The 16,196-nt window shown below is 62.3% G+C and carries 26 protein-coding genes; 13 read left to right on the top strand and 13 right to left on the bottom strand.

The genetic code is table 11. The features are described 5' to 3' along the window. Positions 1-129 precede the first annotated feature (129 nt). Entirely contained in the window at positions 130-405 is a 276-nt protein-coding gene (locus J2857_RS15955) for a hypothetical protein (RefSeq protein ID WP_210011081.1), read from the top strand. 9 nt (positions 406-414) lie between these two features. On the opposite strand, the gene dmeF is transcribed toward J2857_RS15955, so the two are convergent. Together dmeF and dmeR are read right to left on the bottom strand one after the other, a co-directional pair. Beyond that, on the bottom strand, positions 415-1,377 hold the full coding sequence (dmeF, locus tag J2857_RS15950) for a CDF family Co(II)/Ni(II) efflux transporter DmeF (RefSeq protein WP_210011080.1): 963 nt from the start codon (positions 1,375-1,377) through the stop codon (positions 415-417). A 20-nt stretch (positions 1,378-1,397) separates the two neighbouring features. Beyond that, positions 1,398-1,670 (bottom strand): Ni(II)/Co(II)-sensing transcriptional repressor DmeR, encoded by a 273-nt coding sequence (dmeR, locus tag J2857_RS15945; RefSeq protein WP_210011079.1) that lies wholly within the window; start codon positions 1,668-1,670, stop codon positions 1,398-1,400. A 132-nt stretch (positions 1,671-1,802) separates the two neighbouring features. Here dmeR and J2857_RS15940 point away from each other — a divergent pair, with 132 nt between their 5' ends. Beyond that, positions 1,803-2,354, top strand: a complete 552-nt coding sequence (locus tag J2857_RS15940; RefSeq protein ID WP_210011078.1) for a hypothetical protein — start codon at positions 1,803-1,805, stop codon at positions 2,352-2,354. Between the two features lie 53 nt (positions 2,355-2,407). Here the strand turns inward: J2857_RS15940 and J2857_RS15935 are convergent, their stop codons facing one another. Continuing rightward, positions 2,408-2,629, bottom strand: a complete 222-nt coding sequence (locus J2857_RS15935; RefSeq protein ID WP_210011077.1) for a hypothetical protein — start codon at positions 2,627-2,629, stop codon at positions 2,408-2,410. 109 nt (positions 2,630-2,738) lie between these two features. On the opposite strand from J2857_RS15935, the gene J2857_RS15930 reads away from it, so the two are divergent. The 3 genes from J2857_RS15930 to J2857_RS15920 all read left to right on the top strand — a co-directional run bounded on the left by J2857_RS15930 (position 2,739) and on the right by J2857_RS15920 (position 4,024). Then, entirely contained in the window at positions 2,739-3,152 is a 414-nt protein-coding gene (locus tag J2857_RS15930; RefSeq protein ID WP_210011076.1) for a MerR family transcriptional regulator, read from the top strand. 56 nt (positions 3,153-3,208) lie between these two features. Next, a complete protein-coding gene (locus J2857_RS15925; protein ID WP_210011075.1) occupies positions 3,209-3,349 on the top strand; it encodes a hypothetical protein in 141 nt (46 codons plus the stop codon). A gap of 186 nt (positions 3,350-3,535) precedes the next feature. After that, on the top strand, positions 3,536-4,024 hold the full coding sequence (locus tag J2857_RS15920) for a GNAT family N-acetyltransferase (protein WP_373426725.1): 489 nt from the start codon (positions 3,536-3,538) through the stop codon (positions 4,022-4,024). Between the two features lie 71 nt (positions 4,025-4,095). Here J2857_RS15920 and J2857_RS15915 read toward each other — a convergent pair whose 3' ends face one another. The 3 genes from J2857_RS15915 to J2857_RS15905 all read right to left on the bottom strand — a co-directional run bounded on the left by J2857_RS15915 (position 4,096) and on the right by J2857_RS15905 (position 6,341). Further along, positions 4,096-5,010: a cytochrome c gene (locus J2857_RS15915; protein ID WP_210011073.1), complete on the bottom strand. Its 915-nt coding sequence runs from the start codon at positions 5,008-5,010 to the stop codon at positions 4,096-4,098. A gap of 82 nt (positions 5,011-5,092) precedes the next feature. Then, on the bottom strand, positions 5,093-5,533 hold the full coding sequence (locus tag J2857_RS15910) for a c-type cytochrome (protein ID WP_210011072.1): 441 nt from the start codon (positions 5,531-5,533) through the stop codon (positions 5,093-5,095). Between the two features lie 175 nt (positions 5,534-5,708). Then, positions 5,709-6,341, bottom strand: coding sequence for a LysE family translocator (locus J2857_RS15905; protein ID WP_210011071.1), 633 nt, complete (start codon positions 6,339-6,341; stop codon positions 5,709-5,711). A gap of 135 nt (positions 6,342-6,476) precedes the next feature. On the opposite strand from J2857_RS15905, the gene J2857_RS15900 reads away from it, so the two are divergent. Beyond that, positions 6,477-7,181: a helix-turn-helix transcriptional regulator gene (locus tag J2857_RS15900; RefSeq protein WP_210011070.1), complete on the top strand. Its 705-nt coding sequence runs from the start codon at positions 6,477-6,479 to the stop codon at positions 7,179-7,181. Here J2857_RS15900 and J2857_RS15895 read toward each other — a convergent pair. The 5 genes from J2857_RS15895 to J2857_RS15875 form a co-directional block, all read right to left on the bottom strand. After that, on the bottom strand, positions 7,178-8,020 hold the full coding sequence (locus J2857_RS15895; RefSeq protein ID WP_210011069.1) for a metallophosphoesterase: 843 nt from the start codon (positions 8,018-8,020) through the stop codon (positions 7,178-7,180). The genes J2857_RS15900 and J2857_RS15895 overlap by 4 nt on opposite strands. A 76-nt stretch (positions 8,021-8,096) precedes the next feature. After that, entirely contained in the window at positions 8,097-8,540 is a 444-nt protein-coding gene (locus J2857_RS15890; protein ID WP_245363374.1) for a type II toxin-antitoxin system VapC family toxin, read from the bottom strand. Continuing rightward, the gene (locus J2857_RS15885) at positions 8,540-8,806 is read right to left on the bottom strand and encodes a type II toxin-antitoxin system Phd/YefM family antitoxin (protein ID WP_210011067.1); all 267 of its coding nucleotides are present in this window, start codon (positions 8,804-8,806) and stop codon (positions 8,540-8,542) included. The genes J2857_RS15890 and J2857_RS15885 overlap by 1 nt, the downstream gene beginning before the upstream one ends. 106 nt (positions 8,807-8,912) lie before the next feature. Continuing rightward, positions 8,913-9,284 carry a DUF4440 domain-containing protein gene (locus J2857_RS15880; protein WP_210011066.1) on the bottom strand — a complete coding sequence of 124 codons (372 nt, stop codon included), beginning with the start codon at positions 9,282-9,284 and terminating at the stop codon, positions 8,913-8,915. A gap of 101 nt (positions 9,285-9,385) precedes the next feature. Next, complete coding sequence (locus tag J2857_RS15875; RefSeq protein ID WP_210011065.1) at positions 9,386-9,988, bottom strand: superoxide dismutase; 603 nt, start codon at positions 9,986-9,988, stop codon at positions 9,386-9,388. Positions 9,989-10,162: 174 nt separating this feature from the next. Between J2857_RS15875 and J2857_RS15870 the strand changes: the two genes are divergently transcribed. The 4 genes from J2857_RS15870 to J2857_RS15855 all read left to right on the top strand — a co-directional run bounded on the left by J2857_RS15870 (position 10,163) and on the right by J2857_RS15855 (position 12,164). Then, positions 10,163-10,486: a hypothetical protein gene (locus J2857_RS15870; protein ID WP_210011064.1), complete on the top strand. Its 324-nt coding sequence runs from the start codon at positions 10,163-10,165 to the stop codon at positions 10,484-10,486. A 170-nt stretch (positions 10,487-10,656) separates the two neighbouring features. Continuing rightward, on the top strand, positions 10,657-11,403 hold the full coding sequence (locus J2857_RS15865) for a sulfite exporter TauE/SafE family protein (protein WP_432420156.1): 747 nt from the start codon (positions 10,657-10,659) through the stop codon (positions 11,401-11,403). A gap of 174 nt (positions 11,404-11,577) precedes the next feature. After that, entirely contained in the window at positions 11,578-11,823 is a 246-nt protein-coding gene (locus J2857_RS15860) for a ribbon-helix-helix domain-containing protein (protein ID WP_245363372.1), read from the top strand. After that, positions 11,820-12,164, top strand: coding sequence for a type II toxin-antitoxin system RelE/ParE family toxin (locus J2857_RS15855; protein ID WP_245363371.1), 345 nt, complete (start codon positions 11,820-11,822; stop codon positions 12,162-12,164). Before J2857_RS15860 ends, J2857_RS15855 begins: the two co-directional genes overlap by 4 nt. Positions 12,165-12,169: 5 nt before the next feature. On the opposite strand, the gene J2857_RS15850 is transcribed toward J2857_RS15855, so the two are convergent. Then, positions 12,170-13,054, bottom strand: a complete 885-nt coding sequence (locus J2857_RS15850) for a branched-chain amino acid aminotransferase (protein WP_210011062.1) — start codon at positions 13,052-13,054, stop codon at positions 12,170-12,172. A gap of 187 nt (positions 13,055-13,241) precedes the next feature. On the opposite strand from J2857_RS15850, the gene tam reads away from it, so the two are divergent. Then, positions 13,242-14,012 carry a trans-aconitate 2-methyltransferase gene (tam, locus tag J2857_RS15845; protein ID WP_210011061.1) on the top strand — a complete coding sequence of 257 codons (771 nt, stop codon included), beginning with the start codon at positions 13,242-13,244 and terminating at the stop codon, positions 14,010-14,012. Positions 14,013-14,024: 12 nt separating this feature from the next. Here the strand turns inward: tam and J2857_RS15840 are convergent, their stop codons facing one another. Continuing rightward, positions 14,025-14,171: a hypothetical protein gene (locus J2857_RS15840; protein WP_210011060.1), complete on the bottom strand. Its 147-nt coding sequence runs from the start codon at positions 14,169-14,171 to the stop codon at positions 14,025-14,027. Between the two features lie 261 nt (positions 14,172-14,432). Between J2857_RS15840 and J2857_RS15835 the strand changes: the two genes are divergently transcribed. After that, positions 14,433-15,167: a gamma-glutamylcyclotransferase gene (locus J2857_RS15835; protein ID WP_210011059.1), complete on the top strand. Its 735-nt coding sequence runs from the start codon at positions 14,433-14,435 to the stop codon at positions 15,165-15,167. 368 nt (positions 15,168-15,535) lie between these two features. After that, the gene (locus J2857_RS15830; protein WP_210011058.1) at positions 15,536-16,195 is read left to right on the top strand and encodes a glutathione S-transferase family protein; all 660 of its coding nucleotides are present in this window, start codon (positions 15,536-15,538) and stop codon (positions 16,193-16,195) included. The last annotated feature ends 1 nt before the right edge of the window (position 16,196 follow it).

Genomic DNA, 16,196 nt, shown 5'->3' with positions numbered 1-16,196 from the left:
CGCCGAACAGCCGTCCGTCAGCATATTTTTGTCAAGCCCCTGTCGTCAAACCGCAACATCAGCCGCAAGCCTCGCGCAAGCTTCGTGCGTTAACCATTTGTTAACCATTTTGAACGCGGGCGTTTCGCCATGAAGATCGATAGCGGCCTCAACGGCTATTATTATCCCAACCGGGCACAAGAGATGGACCGGAAAGTCGAGGAAGCGCCTCAGCGTGAAACTGTGGCATCTCAACGCTCCCCCAATGCCTTGACGGGGAGCAGCACGCTTCTCTCGTCTTCGCTTGCCAATGCGCTCTGGGTCATGGAAATCGACGATGCAGGCTCTGCAAACGTCGATATGCAGGTCCGGTCCGCCCCGCAGGACTGGGTTGAAAACCGTTATCAGGAATTCGCCGAATTCTAAGACATCCGGCTACGCCGTTCTGGCGGGCGTGACTTCCACCGTGACATGCGACAGATCCCGGATGCCCCGGAGCTTATCCTTGTAGAAGGACGGCGCCTGGGGTTTTGGCGTGACCAGCGCGACGATCGCCGCATGGTGCCCCGGGCCAAGCTGCCAGACATGCAGGTCCGAAATCCTGTCCTCCTCCGTCTCGACGCTCCGGCGGATTTTACCCGCCAGTTCCGCGTCATCCGGTTGCGCGTCCAGAAGCACCGTGGCTGTCACGCGGATCAGCCCCCAGGACCAGCGGGCGATCACCAGGCCGCCGACCACGCCCATGACCGGGTCCAGCCAGACCCAGCCGTAGGACCGGCCGAGAATCAGCGCCGCGATTGCCAGAACCGAGGTCAGCGCATCGGCAAGCACATGCAGGTAGGCGGCACGCAGATTGTGGTCCTTGGCGGCAGGCCCGTGCGCGTGGGCACCGTGATGGCTGTGATGTCCGCCATGATGATGACCACCGTCATGGGCATGATGATGATCCTCCCGGAGCAGCCAGGCGCTGAGCAGGTTGACGGCAAGCCCGGCCACGGCGACGAGGATCGCCTGGTCGAAATCGATCGCCACCGGGTTGGCGAGGCGGACAAAACTCTCCCAGGCGATCAGCAGCGCGATCAATGCCAGCACGATGGCGCTGGCAAAGCCGGCGAGATCGCCGAGCTTGCCGGTGCCGAACGTGTAACGCGGATTGCGGGCCTGACGGCGGGCATAGAGATAGGCGAGTGCCGCGATCAGCATGGCGCCTGCATGGGTGGACATGTGCCAACCGTCGGCGGTCAGCGCCATGGAGCCGAAGATCGAGCCGGCGACGATCTCCGCCACCATCATCGTCGCGGTCAGTGCGATCACCAGCCAGACCTTGCGCTCGTTGCGCTCATGGTCGGCGCCCAGAAACACATGCTCGTGCTTCAGCTCCTCGATGGAATTGGGCATGGTCTTCTCCTTCGCCTCGATCAGCGGATATAGGTGCGGAGCGCGTCGGCAAGCTCGTCGACCGCCTGCGCCCTCTGTTTCTCGTCATCCGCATGCAGCACGTGCTCGCGCAGATGGTCCTCCATGACTTCACCAGTGAGCCCGGACAGTGCGCCACGGATCGAGGCGAGCAATTGCAGCACCTCGCCGCAGGGCGCCTCGGCTTCCAGCGCCCGCTCGACCGCCTCCATCTGCCCCTTCAGCCGGCGAACCCGCGCCAGGAGCTTTGCCTTTTCCCGAATGGTGTGCGCCACCAATGTCTCCAGTTTAGTATAGGGGGGTACTCTATATTCGTATCACCGACGATCTGATGCAAGCCAAATCCGAAAGCCCCGTGCAGGTTTCGGGACCTAAGCCGCTAGTGGTCTCAGACGGGGAGAGTCGCGATGACGACAATTGGAAGCACCAATCCTTATTATGCATCTCTTTACGGCATCCTTGGCAAGAACGGCGGCGACAAGAACGCTTCGGGCGGCAGCGCCAATGACTACGCGGCGCCGCGGCAGTCCGTCTCGGGCGGCATGACCGGCAGCGATACGGTGTTCGGCGCAAAGCTGGCAGATAGCCTCTGGTCTATGGAGAGCCAGGGCGTCGAGGTCGATCACGGCGCAGGCGACACCTGGCTTGGCGAGGCGCCGTCGACCAAATACGAGGACGAGTTCATGGATCTCGCCAAGAAGACCTTGGCTGAGCGTATCCGCGAACAGTATCTCAAGGACAAGGACCTTACCGAGGACGATCTCAAGGCCATGTCGGCGGAAGACCGCGAGGCGATCGAGGCGGATATCCGCAAGGCAATCCTCGAAGCCATGGGCGTCAACGGCCGGAAGCAGGAAGCGGCGATGGACATGGGCGGCAACCCGGCGGCCCTGGCACAGGGCAACGCGCAGAAACAGCAGCAGAACGGCACCGAAGACGATACGCTGTTCTCCATGTAATTTTATATATGCCTTCAGCGGCTGCAGCCTTGTCAATCAGGGCTGCAGCCGTTTTACGTTCGGCAATCGGCTCCATTGTCGGCGGCGATCATCGCGGACAGTTCTTCGTTTGCATGCTGTTGGCGGTCCCATTGCGGCCGAGACCGCCGCAGCATCTCCATCGCCAGTATCAGCCACATGCCGGCCACCGTGGCGACGAGCGCCCAGAAGAGCCAGCCGATATCCCTCAAGAACCCGTCGACCCTGGCGTGGCAATGGCTGCAGCATCCGTTCATGTCGTCACCTTCCGTTTGCTCTCTGGTTGGTCCGGCCGACTTGTCTTCGCATCGGTGACCGACTAGATAATTCCTCCAGTGACTAGAGCTTCAAGAGGAATTTTCAGCCATGCTGTCGATCGGCGATCTTTCGAAACGTACCGGCGTCAAGGTGCCGACCATCCGTTATTACGAGCAGATGGGCCTGATCGAGGCGGCCGAACGTTCGGAAGGCAACCAGCGGCGTTACGAGAGGCACGATCTCGAGCGGCTCGCCTTCATCCGCCATGCCCGCGACCTCGGCCTCGACATCCCGGCAATCCGCGAACTGATCGCGCTCAGCCAGCACCCCGACCAGCCCTGCGCCAATGCCGACAGGATCGCCGCCGACCATCTGATCGCGGTTCGTGAAAAGCTCGAAAAGCTGAAGAAGCTGGAACACGAACTCGAACGGATCATCTCGCACTGCGACGGCCATTCGATCGAGGATTGTTATGTGATCCGGGCGCTATCGGACCACGGGCTGTGCGAGGGGGAGCATTGAGGGTCTGGCGGACGGCTAAGCTTACGACATTTGTTGTCATTATTTGATAGCAAATAATGACTAACGACCTGCCGGAACCGCCGCGACAGCCTTTGCCCCTCGAAAGCCTGATCGAGAATGCCGGCCATTCGACCGCCGACCAGGGCATGGCGGAGGCGATCATTGCGGCCGCCAACCGCTTCGCGGATGGTGCTTGACAAGGTTTGAGATCGGGAGCATCTAAGCGCCATGATCAACACGCGCACGACCATCGCCTGCTCGTATTTTTGGGCCTTCCTTTAAAGGGCGGCTCGACAGATCTCCATGTCAACAAGCCGCCGTCAGGCGGCTTTGTTGTTTCAAACGGCACCTGACGGCAAGAAGACCGAAAAAGGATGCCGGAAATGACCGAGGATACCGATATTACTCTGCCCCGCCCGCCGGTCGTGACGATCCGCAATGCGAAGTCGCGCGACCTGCCGGAACTCAACGAGATGATCGCGCTGCTCGCCGCGCATCACAACGACCCCGCAGGCATCACCCCTGAGAAGCTCGAGCGCGACCTGTTCGGAGCGATGCCCTGGATCAGTGCACTGGTCGCCGATACAGGCTCGAATCTGATCGGCTACGCCATTCTCGTACCGGTCTACCGGGCGCAGGAAGGCACGCGCGGCATGGACCTGCACCATCTCTTCGTGCGCGACGGGCATCGCGGCCACGGCATCGGCCAGCACCTGGTATCTCGCGCCCGCGAGATCGCCAGGAGCGCCGGCTGCGGCTATCTTTCGGTCAGCGCCGCTACCGGCAATTTCGCCGCGCACCGCTTTTACGAACAGATGGATTTCAAGCCGCGCCCGGTCACCGGCATGCGCTATACGCAGGCGCTCGCGTAAAATCTGCGGCCGAGGCCTATCCGGCGGCCTTGGCCAGGATTTTCAGATAATCAGGCCGCCTCTCGATCCCCCTACCGCGCAGGCACTGCCTTCAGATACGCTGCGATCGCCTCTAGATCGCTCTTCGGCAGGTGGGCGATGTTCTGCTGCACCTCGACCATGGAGCCGCCGGCGGTGTCGAAATCCGGGGTGAAGCCGGTTTCGAGGTAACCGGCGATGTCGCTCTCGCTCCAGGAGCCGATATCCTTCGATCCCGGCGTGATGTTGGGGATGGTGCCCTTGCCTTCCGGGTTCGGGCCGCCGGCGAGCCAGCGGTCAGCCAAGAAACCGCCGGCCGCGTCGCGCGGCGTGTGGCATTCGCCACAATGGCCGGGGCCTTCGACCAGGAACTGGCCGCGCCTGACCTTGTCGTCGGCGGACGCCAGCTGCACCCGCGGCTGATCGTTGAAATAGAGGAATTTCCAGCCACCGACCGCCAGCCGGATATTGTAGGGGAACAGCAACTCGTGCGGCGGCGCGACATTGGTGCTCGCCGGCAGGGTTTTCAGGTAACCGAAGAGATCGTTGATATCCCTGGCCGAAAGCCGCGAATAGGAACCGTAGGGGAAAGACGGAAAAAGGTGTTCGCCGTCCGGACCGACGCCACGGGTGGTGGCATTGCCGAACTCGGCCAAAGTCCAGTTGCCGATGCCGGCATTCGGATCAGGCGAGATGTTGGGGATATGAAAGGTGCCGAACGGGCTTGGCAGCGCCCTGCCCCCGGAGAGAACCTTGAGTGCATCGCCGGTGGCGCCAGTCGCGGCATGACAGCTCGCGCAGCCGCCGGCCCAGAAAAGCTGCTCACCCTTGGCGAGATCGGGGGCGCCGAGACCCGCCCAATGGGAAGCCGGGTAGGGATCGGGCTTGGTCGGCGCCCAGGCCATGGCTGTGCCGGCGGCGATCACCACGACCCCCGCCACCAGGATTTTGGACCATATCGAGGCCATCACCTTCCTCCAGCATCACTCTACAATGGGAGGACGGCCGCAGAAGGCCGCGGCCGTCCTTACGTCCCAGAATGGGCCGCGATCACTTCAGGCGAAAGTTCTGGTGGCAGGTGTTGCAGTTGCTACCGAGCGTCTGCAGGGCCTTGCCGACAGCGGCCTGGTCTGCCGGCATGGAAGCCAGAAGCGCCTCCGCATCGGAGCCGAGCTTCTTGGCATCGGCGCGGAATTCCGCGTTCTTTTCCCAGATGGCCGGTGCCGCCTTGGTCTTGTCGCCGGTCTCGGAGCCTGCCGGGAACTGGTCGGGAAAAGCCTTGGCATTGGTGCTGATCGTGGTCAGCGCCGCGCGCACCGCAGCCTGGTCATAGGGCTTTTCGCCCTTGGCGATACCACCCAGAGCGCCGGCTGCGCCGCCGATGCCCTTCATCAGCGCCTGGCGCTTGGCAATCGGGGTTTCCTGCGCGGTCACGGCCGTAAAACCAAGACAGAGTACGGCTGCGGCCGCGGCAATCAGTTTGAACTTCATCAATCTCTCCTCGTTGAGCCGGTCATGCCGGCGCAGTTTGCGGCAGCATGATTGCCAGCTTATGCGTTTGAAAAAAGTAACTTTTCTGTCACGACTCCGCGAGCGCTCCGGCTGTTGCCGGCGGGTCACGGTATGTGAAGGATGTATGTCTGGCGAGGCGACGGCTTTCCGCTCGTCATGCCGCAAGCCCCTCCCAGAGCGTCAACATGGAGACGGCAAGCAGCAGAACGCCCGCAATCCGTCCGACCCAGATCGTCGCATTGCCATTGCCGACCAGGAATTTTCGCGCCTGGCCGGCCGCCGCTGCCAAGCCGCCGTAGATCGCCAGCTGGGTCGCCGCCGTCATCACCGCCATGACCGCCGCCTGCGGGGCGAGCGGCCCGAAATCCGGCCGCAGGAACTGCGGATAGACGGCGAGCATGAACAGATAGGCCTTGGGATTGATGAGACAGGTGACGGCACCGCGCCGGAAGGCTTCCCAGTTCGACCGGGTATCCGCCGGCCCGACATGATCGACGGTGATCGAACTCCTGATCAGGCTCACGCCGATCCAGGCCATGTAGAGCGCGCCTGTGATCAGCAGCGGCCTGAACAGGACCGGCATCAGGCTTGCGAGCAGTCCGACGCCGACCGCGCCGTAGAGAGAGTGCACCAGCCCGCCGGCGATGATGCCGGCGGTGGCGGCAAGACCCGCGGTGCGGCCGCGGGTCAGCGAATTGGCGAGCACGAAGATCATGTCCATGCCCGGCACGACGATGATGCCGAACAGAAGCGTGAAGAACAGCCAGAGATTTTCGGTATAGGTCATGTCAGTTTGTTAAGCCCCGCAATATCCGGCTTCGAACGCCGAAGCCTTGTTTTTCAATCGGATATGCGCTCCTATACGGCAGCTCAACTGACAGCGTATTGTCAGTAGCGATTGTTCTGCTACGAGGAAACCGGCATGCGCAAGGCCTCGCGCCTGTTCGAGATCATCCAGATTCTGCGGCTTGCCAGGAAGCCGGTGACGGCGGCCGAAATCGCCGTGCAGCTGGAAGTGACGGTGCGCTCCATCTACCGGGATATCGCGGCTCTTCAGGCGATGCGGGTGCCGATCGAGGGCGGGCGCGGCATCGGTTATATCCTGCGCCCCGGCTTCACGCTGCCGCCGCTGATGCTGTCGATCGAGGAGACGGAGGCGATCGTGCTGGCGCTCGCGCTGCTGGAACGCACCGGCGACATGGAGCTTCGACAGGCCGCCAAGCAGGTCAACCGCAAGATCGCCGCCGTGGTGCCGGCGCCGCTGGCCGGTACATTTTCCGCCAACGCGCTGCATGCCTGGGGCTCGGTCGCCCCCGTGCCGGATGCGCTGGACCTTGCCATGGTGCGCCGGGCGATCCGCGACGAGCAGAAGCTGGCGCTCGACTACCGCGACGAATATGGCCGCGCCACGGACCGGACGATCCGGCCGGTGGCGCTGATCTATTATTCGCAGACGGCCAATATCGTCGCCTGGTGCGAGCTTCGGCAGGCGATCCGCAATTTCCGTGCCGACCGGGTGGAGCATTGCGCGCTGGCCGACGGTTTCTTCCGCGGCGAAGGCGAGACACTGCGGCAGCTCTGGGTTCAAGGCTGGGCGGACAAGACGGCCGCCGGGACGGCTGGCTAGAGCGGAAGCGTGCGGCTTTCCTCGCGGCCGTGGCCGATGATCTCGATGCAGTCGGCGTGGATCTCGACCACCGCAAACGTGTTTTCCGCCTCGGTGTCGACCATGCCCTTGAAGTTGACATACCAGGTACCGCTGTTACGGCCGAGATTGCCCACGTGGTTATGGCCGTTCAGGTAGGCGATCACATTGCCGGAGCGGGCGAAAAGATCGGTCAGCCGCTCGTAGCCCCAGAGATTGTGATCGTTTTCGGGGTAGAGCGGATAATGGCCCAGCACGACGACCTTCTCGCCCGCCGCACGGGCACGCGCGAGCACGCCGTCCAGCCAGGCGAACTGCTCGTCGCCGATGCCGCCGTTCCATTCCTTGGCGTTGATCGCGCCTTCGGCCAGCAGTGTTTCCAGCCGCCGCTGCGCCAGCGTGCGGCGCGGATGACCTTCCGGGGTCGAAAACAGGCTGATTTCGTTGCCGTCGATCACCACGAAGCGAAACCCGCCGCGGGAAAAATCGTGCCAGGCGGCCGGCATGCGGAGCCGCACATGGACGTCATCGAGCTGCCCCGGTGCAACGGAGAAATCGTGGTTGCCGGGCATCAGGAAGCTCTCGTGGCGCAGGCCGTCATAGAGGCCGAGCACCGGATCGTAGCTCTCCCAGCCTCGGTCGATGAGATCGCCGAGCGTCACCACGAAGGCGAGATCCTCGCCGTTCAGCACGTCGATTGCCTCGCCCAGCTTGTCGAGGCTGTTGGCGTAATAGCGGTTCATCTCCAGCCATGGCGGCAGGTCGGCATATTGCGGATCGGCGATCACGCCGAAGCGGAGGAGAGGTTTTTCGTGAGGCATTTCACGGAGGTAGTCGGTGGTTGTGACAGGGGTGTGACATGGTCGGGCTGCGCCCAGCGGGCCGGCGTTTGCAGCGTCAGAGAGATAATGCGTCGGGTGCCTTCACCGCCACACCGAACGGGAGGAAGTGCTTGAGGTTGCGAGTGATGATCGTCAACCCGTGAAGGCTCGCCGTTCCGGCGATCATGGCATCCGCCATGCCGGGACTGTGACCGGCAGACATGGCAATCGCCTCCAACCTGCCGGATTCCCGAGCCGTCCCGGCATCGATCGGCAGGATTCGGTCACTATATCCGGCAATCAGTCCCTGCAGAAAAAGCTCGATGAGCGCCGCCTTCGAGGTCGCGCCCTTGGCTTCCAATAATCGAACGCCCTTTTCAATCTCATGGATGGTCACCGCAGACAGATAGACCGTCTCGAGTTTCTCCTGCTCTTCCACCCAACTGGCAAAAGCCGAGGAAGTACCGGCCCTGGACGGTGAAAACATCGAAACGGCGTTTGTATCGAGCAGGAAACCCATCACAGATCAGCCTCGCGGCTCGGAGCGGAATTTCTGGCGAAGACATCGTCCTCAAGATCGATATCGGCCGGAAAACTCCTGAGATACCGGAGGAAGCTGGGATGATCCTTCCGCAACGCCCTCCTTGCCGCATCCGCGGCCTCGACGCTGACGATCACCGCCGCCGGCTTGCCGTGCCGGGTGATCGTCACGAACTCGCCAGCGGCAGCCTGATCGACGAAGTTGGAAAAGCCTGCCTTGGCATTCTTCAAACTCACTTCCGACAACTCAGCCTCCAAAGTAGTCACAAGTGACCATTTTGGATCTTTCGGCGGAAAAATCAAGTGGGCGGCAGGATTTTAGACAAGGCCCGGGCCTGGCCAAGGCGCCCATTCACGCAATCACTGTTCCCTGGTGAAAGACGATCTTCCAGCCGGCCGCAGTGCTCCTCCAGAACGTGGACCGACGGGTGAGGCGGTCCGGCTCCTCCAGAATATAGGACAGATGGTAGAGGTCTTCGGCGAGGCGGTTGATGGTGAAATCCCGGCAGGGCCAGTCGTGAGGCTCGGGTTCGCGGTATCGTTCCAGGAGATTGGCGATGACGAACTCGCGCTGGTAGACCCTGCCGCTCGCGCCGATCTCCCAGAATGCCTCGTCCGTCATGGCTTCAAGAGCTTCCCGGCTGGTGCCGTATTCGCGTCGGTGAAAGATCGGCTCGCGGGCGGCGAGCTCCGCAAGGACAGTTTCGATCGAAGGCTCGGTCATCCTCATCCCTTCAAGGTTTGGGCTTCACGAAGGACAAAACAAAAACACCCGGCGCCTTGCGACACCGGGTGTTCTCGAAAAGAAACGATCAAGCCGCTCGATTATTTCGTGGCGGCTTCGTAGCGTTCGAGTACGTAGTCCCAGTTGATCAGGCTATCGACGAAGGCTTCGAGATATTTCGGGCGGGCATTGCGGTAGTCGATGTAGTAGGAATGTTCCCAGACGTCGACGCCAAGGATCGGGTCGGCACCGTGAACCAGCGGGTTCTCGCCATTCGGGGTCTTGGAGATGGCGAGCTTGCCGTCCTTGACGGAGAGCCAGGCCCAGCCGGAACCGAACTGGGTCGTGCCAGCGGCGATGAAATCGGCCTTGAACTTGTCGTAGCCGCCGAGATCGGAGGCAATTGCTGTCTCGAGCTTGCCCGGCAGCTTGGTGCCGCCGCCGCCCTTCTTCATCCACTTCCAGAAATGGATGTGGTTATAGTGCTGGGCGGCGTTGTTGAAGAGGCCCTGGTTGGTGCCGAAGGATTTCTTGACGACGTCCTCGACCGACAGATCGGCGAGGCCGGCTTCAGCTGCGAGCTTGTTGCCGTTGTCGACATAAGCCTTGTGGTGCTTGTCGTGGTGGAATTCGAGCGTCTCTTTCGACATGAAGGGCGAAAGGGCTTCGTAGTCGTAGGGGAGTTCGGGAAGTTCGAAAGCCATTGGTCTACTCCTTGTTCGGCACACACCGTAGGTAAAGCGTCGTGCGGGAACATAGGAGCGCGGGGGCCAAGAGGCAACGGTAACTTTGCCAAAAATCAAACCAATCGCGTCAAGAACTTGCTGAAATTTCAAGATACAAGAAACGGGCCAGATCACCGATTCGGAGCCCGTTCGATGAAGACCACTTCTGCTCTTGCCGCAGCCCTCATTGCATCCGGCGCCACCGCCGCGCACGCCTCCTCCGACGACGCCTGGTCCAGTTTCCAGGCCGAAGTCGCCAAGGCTTGCGTCACCGCCGCCAAGGGGCTGATCGAGAACGGCAAGGCGCTGGTCGACCCGTTCGGCAGCCAGAGCTACGGGCTCGCCGTCGTCTCCGGCAAGGCGGTCGGCGCCAAGGTTACGATCAGCACCATCTGCGCCTTCGACAAGAAGACCCGCAAGGCCGAGATCGGCGGCGAGATTTCCGCCGACAAGCTGACGGTGAAGACGGGGAAATAGACGTCGTCGCCACCAGCGCGGGTTCTTGACCACGGCAGCGAAACTGCCATGTCCGGCCCCCAGCAGCGATATTTGATGCCTCGTTTCCGCCGGCTCTCTCCGGGTGACGCGGGAACCTTTGGTCCCGGCGGAGAATTTAAAGCGGATGCCCGTGGCCAAGAGGAGGCTTGATGTCCTTCGATTTCCTGACCTCCGAATTCCTGATCTTCGTCGCCATAGGCTTCTTCGCACAGATCGTCGACGGGGCGCTCGGCATGGCTTTCGGGGTGCTGACGACGACCAGCCTGCTTGCCATCGGCGTGGCACCCTCCACCGCAAGCGCCATGACGCACGTGACCGAGTGTTTCACCACCGCAGCCTCGGGACTGTCGCATCACTACAACCGCAATGTCGATTGGCGGCTGGTGGCCAGGTTGGCGCCGGCCGGCATGGTCGGCGGAGCGGTCGGCGCCTATGTCCTGTCGAATATCGACGGCAAGGCCATCGAGCCCTTCGTCTCGGTCTACCTGATCGCCATCGGCCTCTTCATCCTCTACAAGGCCTTCCGCCCGAAATGGCCGCGCGACGTGCGCGACTGGATCGTGCCATTTGTGGGCGGCGGGGGCGGGTTGCTGGATGCGATGGGCGGCGGAGGATGGGGACCGATCGTGACCAGCTCGCTGCTCGGCCGCGGCCACGACGTCAAAAAGGTGATCGGTTCCACCAACCTGACCGAATTCGCCGTCACCACGGTGATTTCCGCCACCTTCATCATCACGCTCGGCTGGTCGGAACTTTCCTCCGCCCTCGGCCTGATCCTCGGCGGTGTCCTGGCGGCGCCGATCGGCGCCTTCATCGTCCGGCACCTGCCGGTCAAACCCCTGATGATCGTCGTCTCGATGATCATCATCGGCACGGCTGCGGTCCGGCTTGTTTGAGGGAGGCATAGCAGGACACCAGACGCGGGGTTGCCTGCAGCGCCGGCTGCCGAATGGCCTAATAAACCCGACAGCGAAAATAGCGCCCCTTGCCCGAACGTGATAGGCTTGCCCGCGAACAGGAACCGACCTATGCGCCCGAACCGATCGATTACCATCTCTCTGCCTGAAGACATGGCCGAACTCGTCCAAAAGAAAGTCGCGTCCGGCGAATTTGCTGACGAGAGCGAGGTGGTAGCGGAAGGATTGCGGTATCTGGCGGACCATGATGCGGGAATAGAGAGTTGGCTGCGGGACGAGGTCGTGCCGGCGCTGAGAGCGCATGATGCCGATCCCAGCAGGGGGCGCACAATCGAAGAGACGAGAAAAGAACTTGAAGAATACATGCGGACCAGGGATCGAAGATCGATCGGTGCATGAAATATTCAGTCATCCTCTCCTTGGAAGCTCGTTTGGATCTGGCTGATCTGTTCGATTACCTCTCAGGCAGGACCGGAGATGATTTTGCGCGTGCTTATATCCGCAGGATCATTGACCATTGCAATGGCTTCAGCACTTTCCCCAAACGGGGAACCCTCCGCAACGACATAGAGCCGGGCTTGAGGCTCGTGGGTACCGCCGAAAAGCAACCATCGCATTTCGCGTGGATGAGAATACCGTCACGATTGCTCGTATTCTTTATGGTGGCAAAAGCCTCGGCGGCGCGGGCGATATCGAGGACGACCTCTAACCGCTCCCCTGCCCCGCCCGTCGCCGCCTGAAGGCTTCAGGCCTCGTCGCCGGGCGAGCGGGCCCAGTCCATGTAGAGTTCCAATGCCTTGCGGGCGACCGGCCCTTCCTGGAGTTGGCGTTCCTCGAAGCGGTTGACCGGCACGATCTTGGAGTAGTTTCCGGAGGTGAAGATCTCGTCGGCATCGATGAAGTCGTCGACCGTCAGCGTCATCTCGCGCACGTCGAAACCGCCGCGGCGCAGAAGGCCGATGACGCGCGAGCGGGTGATGCCGGCAAGGAACGTGCCGTTGGCGATCGGCGTCATGATCACCCCGTCCTTGACCATGAAGATGTTCGAGGAGGCCGTCTCGGCGACATTGCCGTTCAAGTCGCGGGCAAGCGCGTTGTCGAAGCCACGGTTGCGGGCTTCCATGATCATGCGGCCGCTATTGGGATAAAGGCTGCCGGTCTTGGCGCCGGTGATCGCCACTTCCGGGTTCGGGCGGCGATAGGGCGAGACGGTCAGCGACGAGGGTTTGGCGGTCTGCATCGGCGCCTCGAAGAGGCAGAGCGCGAAACGGGTCGATTCCGGATCGGCGGTGACGACGCTGTAGGGCATGCCGTGTTCGGACCAGTACATCGGCTTGATGTAGATCGCCGTCTTGCCGTCGAACTTCTTGACGCCCTCCCAGGCGAGCGCCTCGATCTCTTCCGCCTGCATCACCGGCTTCATACCCATGTTCGTGGCCGACCGATTGACGCGCTGGCAATGCAGGTCGATGTCAGGCGCGATGCCGTCGAACCAGCGGGCGCCATCGAACACGGTGGAGCCGAGCCACATGGCATGCGAGGTCGGGCCGATCAGCTTCGGATTGCCCTCCAGCCATTCGCCGTCCACGAAGGTCCAGGTGGTGGTGCGGGGGGCGGTGTTGACGGACATGGCGATCTCCTTGGTCATGCGAAAGGGCGGTACGCTTCAAAATTGCGGGCTGAGTGAAGTCCGGCCCCGCCGCCGAGGTCAAGCGATAATATCAAATGGATCATCACAAAAATTGATATTTTTGACCATGGTGACCGGCGCGCCGGAGTGCCATGTTCCAGCGAGACAACATTCCAGGAAGACAGCGATGGCGTGGTCGGCGGAGCAATATGTGAAATTCGAGGACGAGCGGACGCGCCCGGCACGCGATCTTCTGGCGCAGGTGCCGCTCGGCTCGGTGGCCCGCGCCTATGACCTCGGCTGCGGCCCGGGCAATTCGACGGAACTGATTGCCGACCGTTTCGGGGCGGCCAACGTTACCGGCCTCGACAGCGACGACAACATGCTGGCGGCGGCCCGCAAGCGCCTGCCGGGCACGCAATTCACCAAGGCCGACCTGAATACCTGGGTGCCGGAGGAGCCGGTCGACCTGCTTTACGCCAACGCGGTGTTCCAGTGGGTGCCGGATCATATTTCCGTGCTCGCCCGACTGATGGACCACCTGAGGCCCGGTGGGGTGCTGGCGGTACAAATGCCGGACACCCTCACGGAGCCGAGCCACACCCTGATGGAAGAGACCGGGGCGGCCGGCCCGTGGAAGACTGCCTTCGAAGGCGGCCGGCTACGCCGGGCGGCGCTGCCGCCGCCGGCCGACTATTTCAACCGGCTGATGCCGAAATCCGCCCGCGCCGACGTCTGGCACACGGTCTATTACCATCCGCTTGCCGATGCGCCCGCGATCGTCGAATGGGTCCAGGCGACGGGGCTTCGGCCCTATCTCGACGCCGCCGGCCCGGAGCATCGGCAAGCCTTCGCGGCGGATTATACCGCCCGCATCGCCAGGGCCTACCCGCCGATGGCCGACGGGCGGGTGCTGTTGCGCTTCCCGCGGTTCTTCATCATCGCGGTGAAGGCCTGAAGAAGTCGACTGTCAAGGTGTACCCGGCGGCGGGGCCAGCGGGTTTTGCGGCTGAGGCTGCGTGACCTCCATCCGGCCGAGGCCGGCATCGTTCATCCAGATGATGCTCAGAACACAACCGACCAGGATCAACAGCACCGCGATAAAAAGCCAACGCATCAGTTCACTAACTCCACTCTTCAGTCATCGAGAAAGTTTCCAGGCGGAAACATTCCGTGATCCTTGGAGCAAAACATCTGGGCGTCGGTGCGGCAACGCAGCAAATCGGCGATCCCGGGACAGCAAAACGGAGAACCAGGCCGCCGAAATGGCCGGCAAACAGGGGGAACCGGCCGGCAAACAGGTTGACTCGGCGCCGATGCGCTTGCACTCTTCAGCCTTGCCATTTTCCTCGTCCTGCCCGAAAAGCCGTTCGAAGCCATGCCGAAACCATCCAGATTGTCGCTCACCCAGGATCTCGTCGACCTCTGCTTCCGCGAGGAAACCGATCCCGGCCCGCCGGCCACATGGGAGCCGCTGACCGACGACGACTACGTGCAGACCGCCGATCGGCTGTTTGCGGAAATCGGCGAGGAACCGCTGTGGATCTTCGCCTATGGCTCGCTGATCTGGAAACCGGGCTTCGATTCAATCGCCTGCCAGCGGGCGGCCGCCTATGGCTGGCATCGCTCCTTTTCGCTCAGGATCGAGCGCGGCCGGGGTTCGCCGGCACAGCCGGGGCTGATGATGATGCTGTCGCGCGGCGGCCGCTGCGACGGGGTGATCTACCAGGTTGCCGACGACGACAAGCGCGTCCAGATCGAAAAAGCGTTGCGCCGCGAGATCAGCCATCGCGACAGCCTTGCCTCGTTCCGCTGGCTGCCGGTCCGCACCCAGGCCGGCGAGACCGTGCGGGCGCTGACCTTCTGGGTGGGCGGCACCAGCAGGCGTATCGTCCGGCCGCTGTTGCCGCTCGACGAGGTGGCAGGGGTTTTGGCGCGCGCCTGCGGGCATCGGGGATCCTGCGCCGAATATCTCTACAATACCGTCGTGCACCTCGCCGAATTCGGCATCCACGACCGCAATCTGTGGCGATTGCAGGAGATGGTGGCGAAGGAGATCCGGGCGATGCATGTGCGGGAAGTTGCGGTGGAGACGGCCGGCGTGGAGGCGTGAGACGGAGCCGTCACGTCGTGAAGCGGAAATGGGAGACATTGTGTCGTGCCAGCCCCCTCTGCCCTGCCAGGCATCTCCCCCTCGGGTGGGGAGATTGGCTGGGGGCACCGGCATCTCCTAGGAAACAGATGCCGCCATTCCGCGCAGCGTAAAAAATTGGCCGGAGGTCAAGCCGCTTATGATCTCCCCACCTGAGGGAGAGATGCCCGGCAGGGCAGAGGGGCCAGCGATCTCGGCAGAATCCGAATTGTGACCACGATCTCCACGAGATCGAATTGCTGGGTCGCCCACAAAACCGATTGCAAAAAGCAATCAGCCAAGCTATCCGTAAACCAGTTTCATATCGCAATCGGTTATGGGAGGCCGTCATGCGTCCGGTTCTGTATTCACATCCGTTCTCGTCCTACTGCCAGAAGGTGCTGACGGCGCTTTACGAGAACGACACCCCCTTCGACACGCGCATGCTGGGGCCGGAAGATCCTTCGGCGTACCAGGATCTCTGCAGCATGTGGCCGGTGAAGCGCTTTCCGATCCTGATCGACGGGGAGAAGCGGGTCTTCGAAGCGTCGATCGTCATCGAATATCTGGGCGTCCATTATCCCGGACCGGTAAAACTGATCCCGGACGATGCCGATACGGCGCTCGATGTGCGGATGATGGACCGTTTTTTCGACAACTACATTTCCACCCCGCAGCAGAAGGTGGTGTTCAACGCCATCCGGCCGGAGGAGCACCGCGATCCCTACGGCGTGCAGGAAGCGCGCGGCATGCTGGATGCCGCCTATGGCTGGCTCGACGAACGCATGGCGAACCGGCAATGGGCGGCCGGCGAGGCGTTCAGCCTTGCCGACTGCTCCGCCGCCCCTGCCCTCTTCTACGCGGACTGGACGCACCGGATCGGCGAGCAGTTCGCCAATGTACGGGCCTATCGCAGCCGGCTGCTCGCCCGGCCGTCTTTTGCGCGTGCGGTGGACGAGGCCCGGCCCTATCGCTCGTTCTTCCCGCTCGGCGCGCCGGACAGGGACTAGG

This window comes from Neorhizobium galegae (genome assembly GCF_017877055.1).
Classification (GTDB): Bacteria; Pseudomonadota; Alphaproteobacteria; order Rhizobiales; family Rhizobiaceae; genus Neorhizobium; species Neorhizobium galegae_D.
Note: the sequence above shows the minus strand (reverse complement) of the source record. Positions and strands in the feature narration are given on the sequence as shown.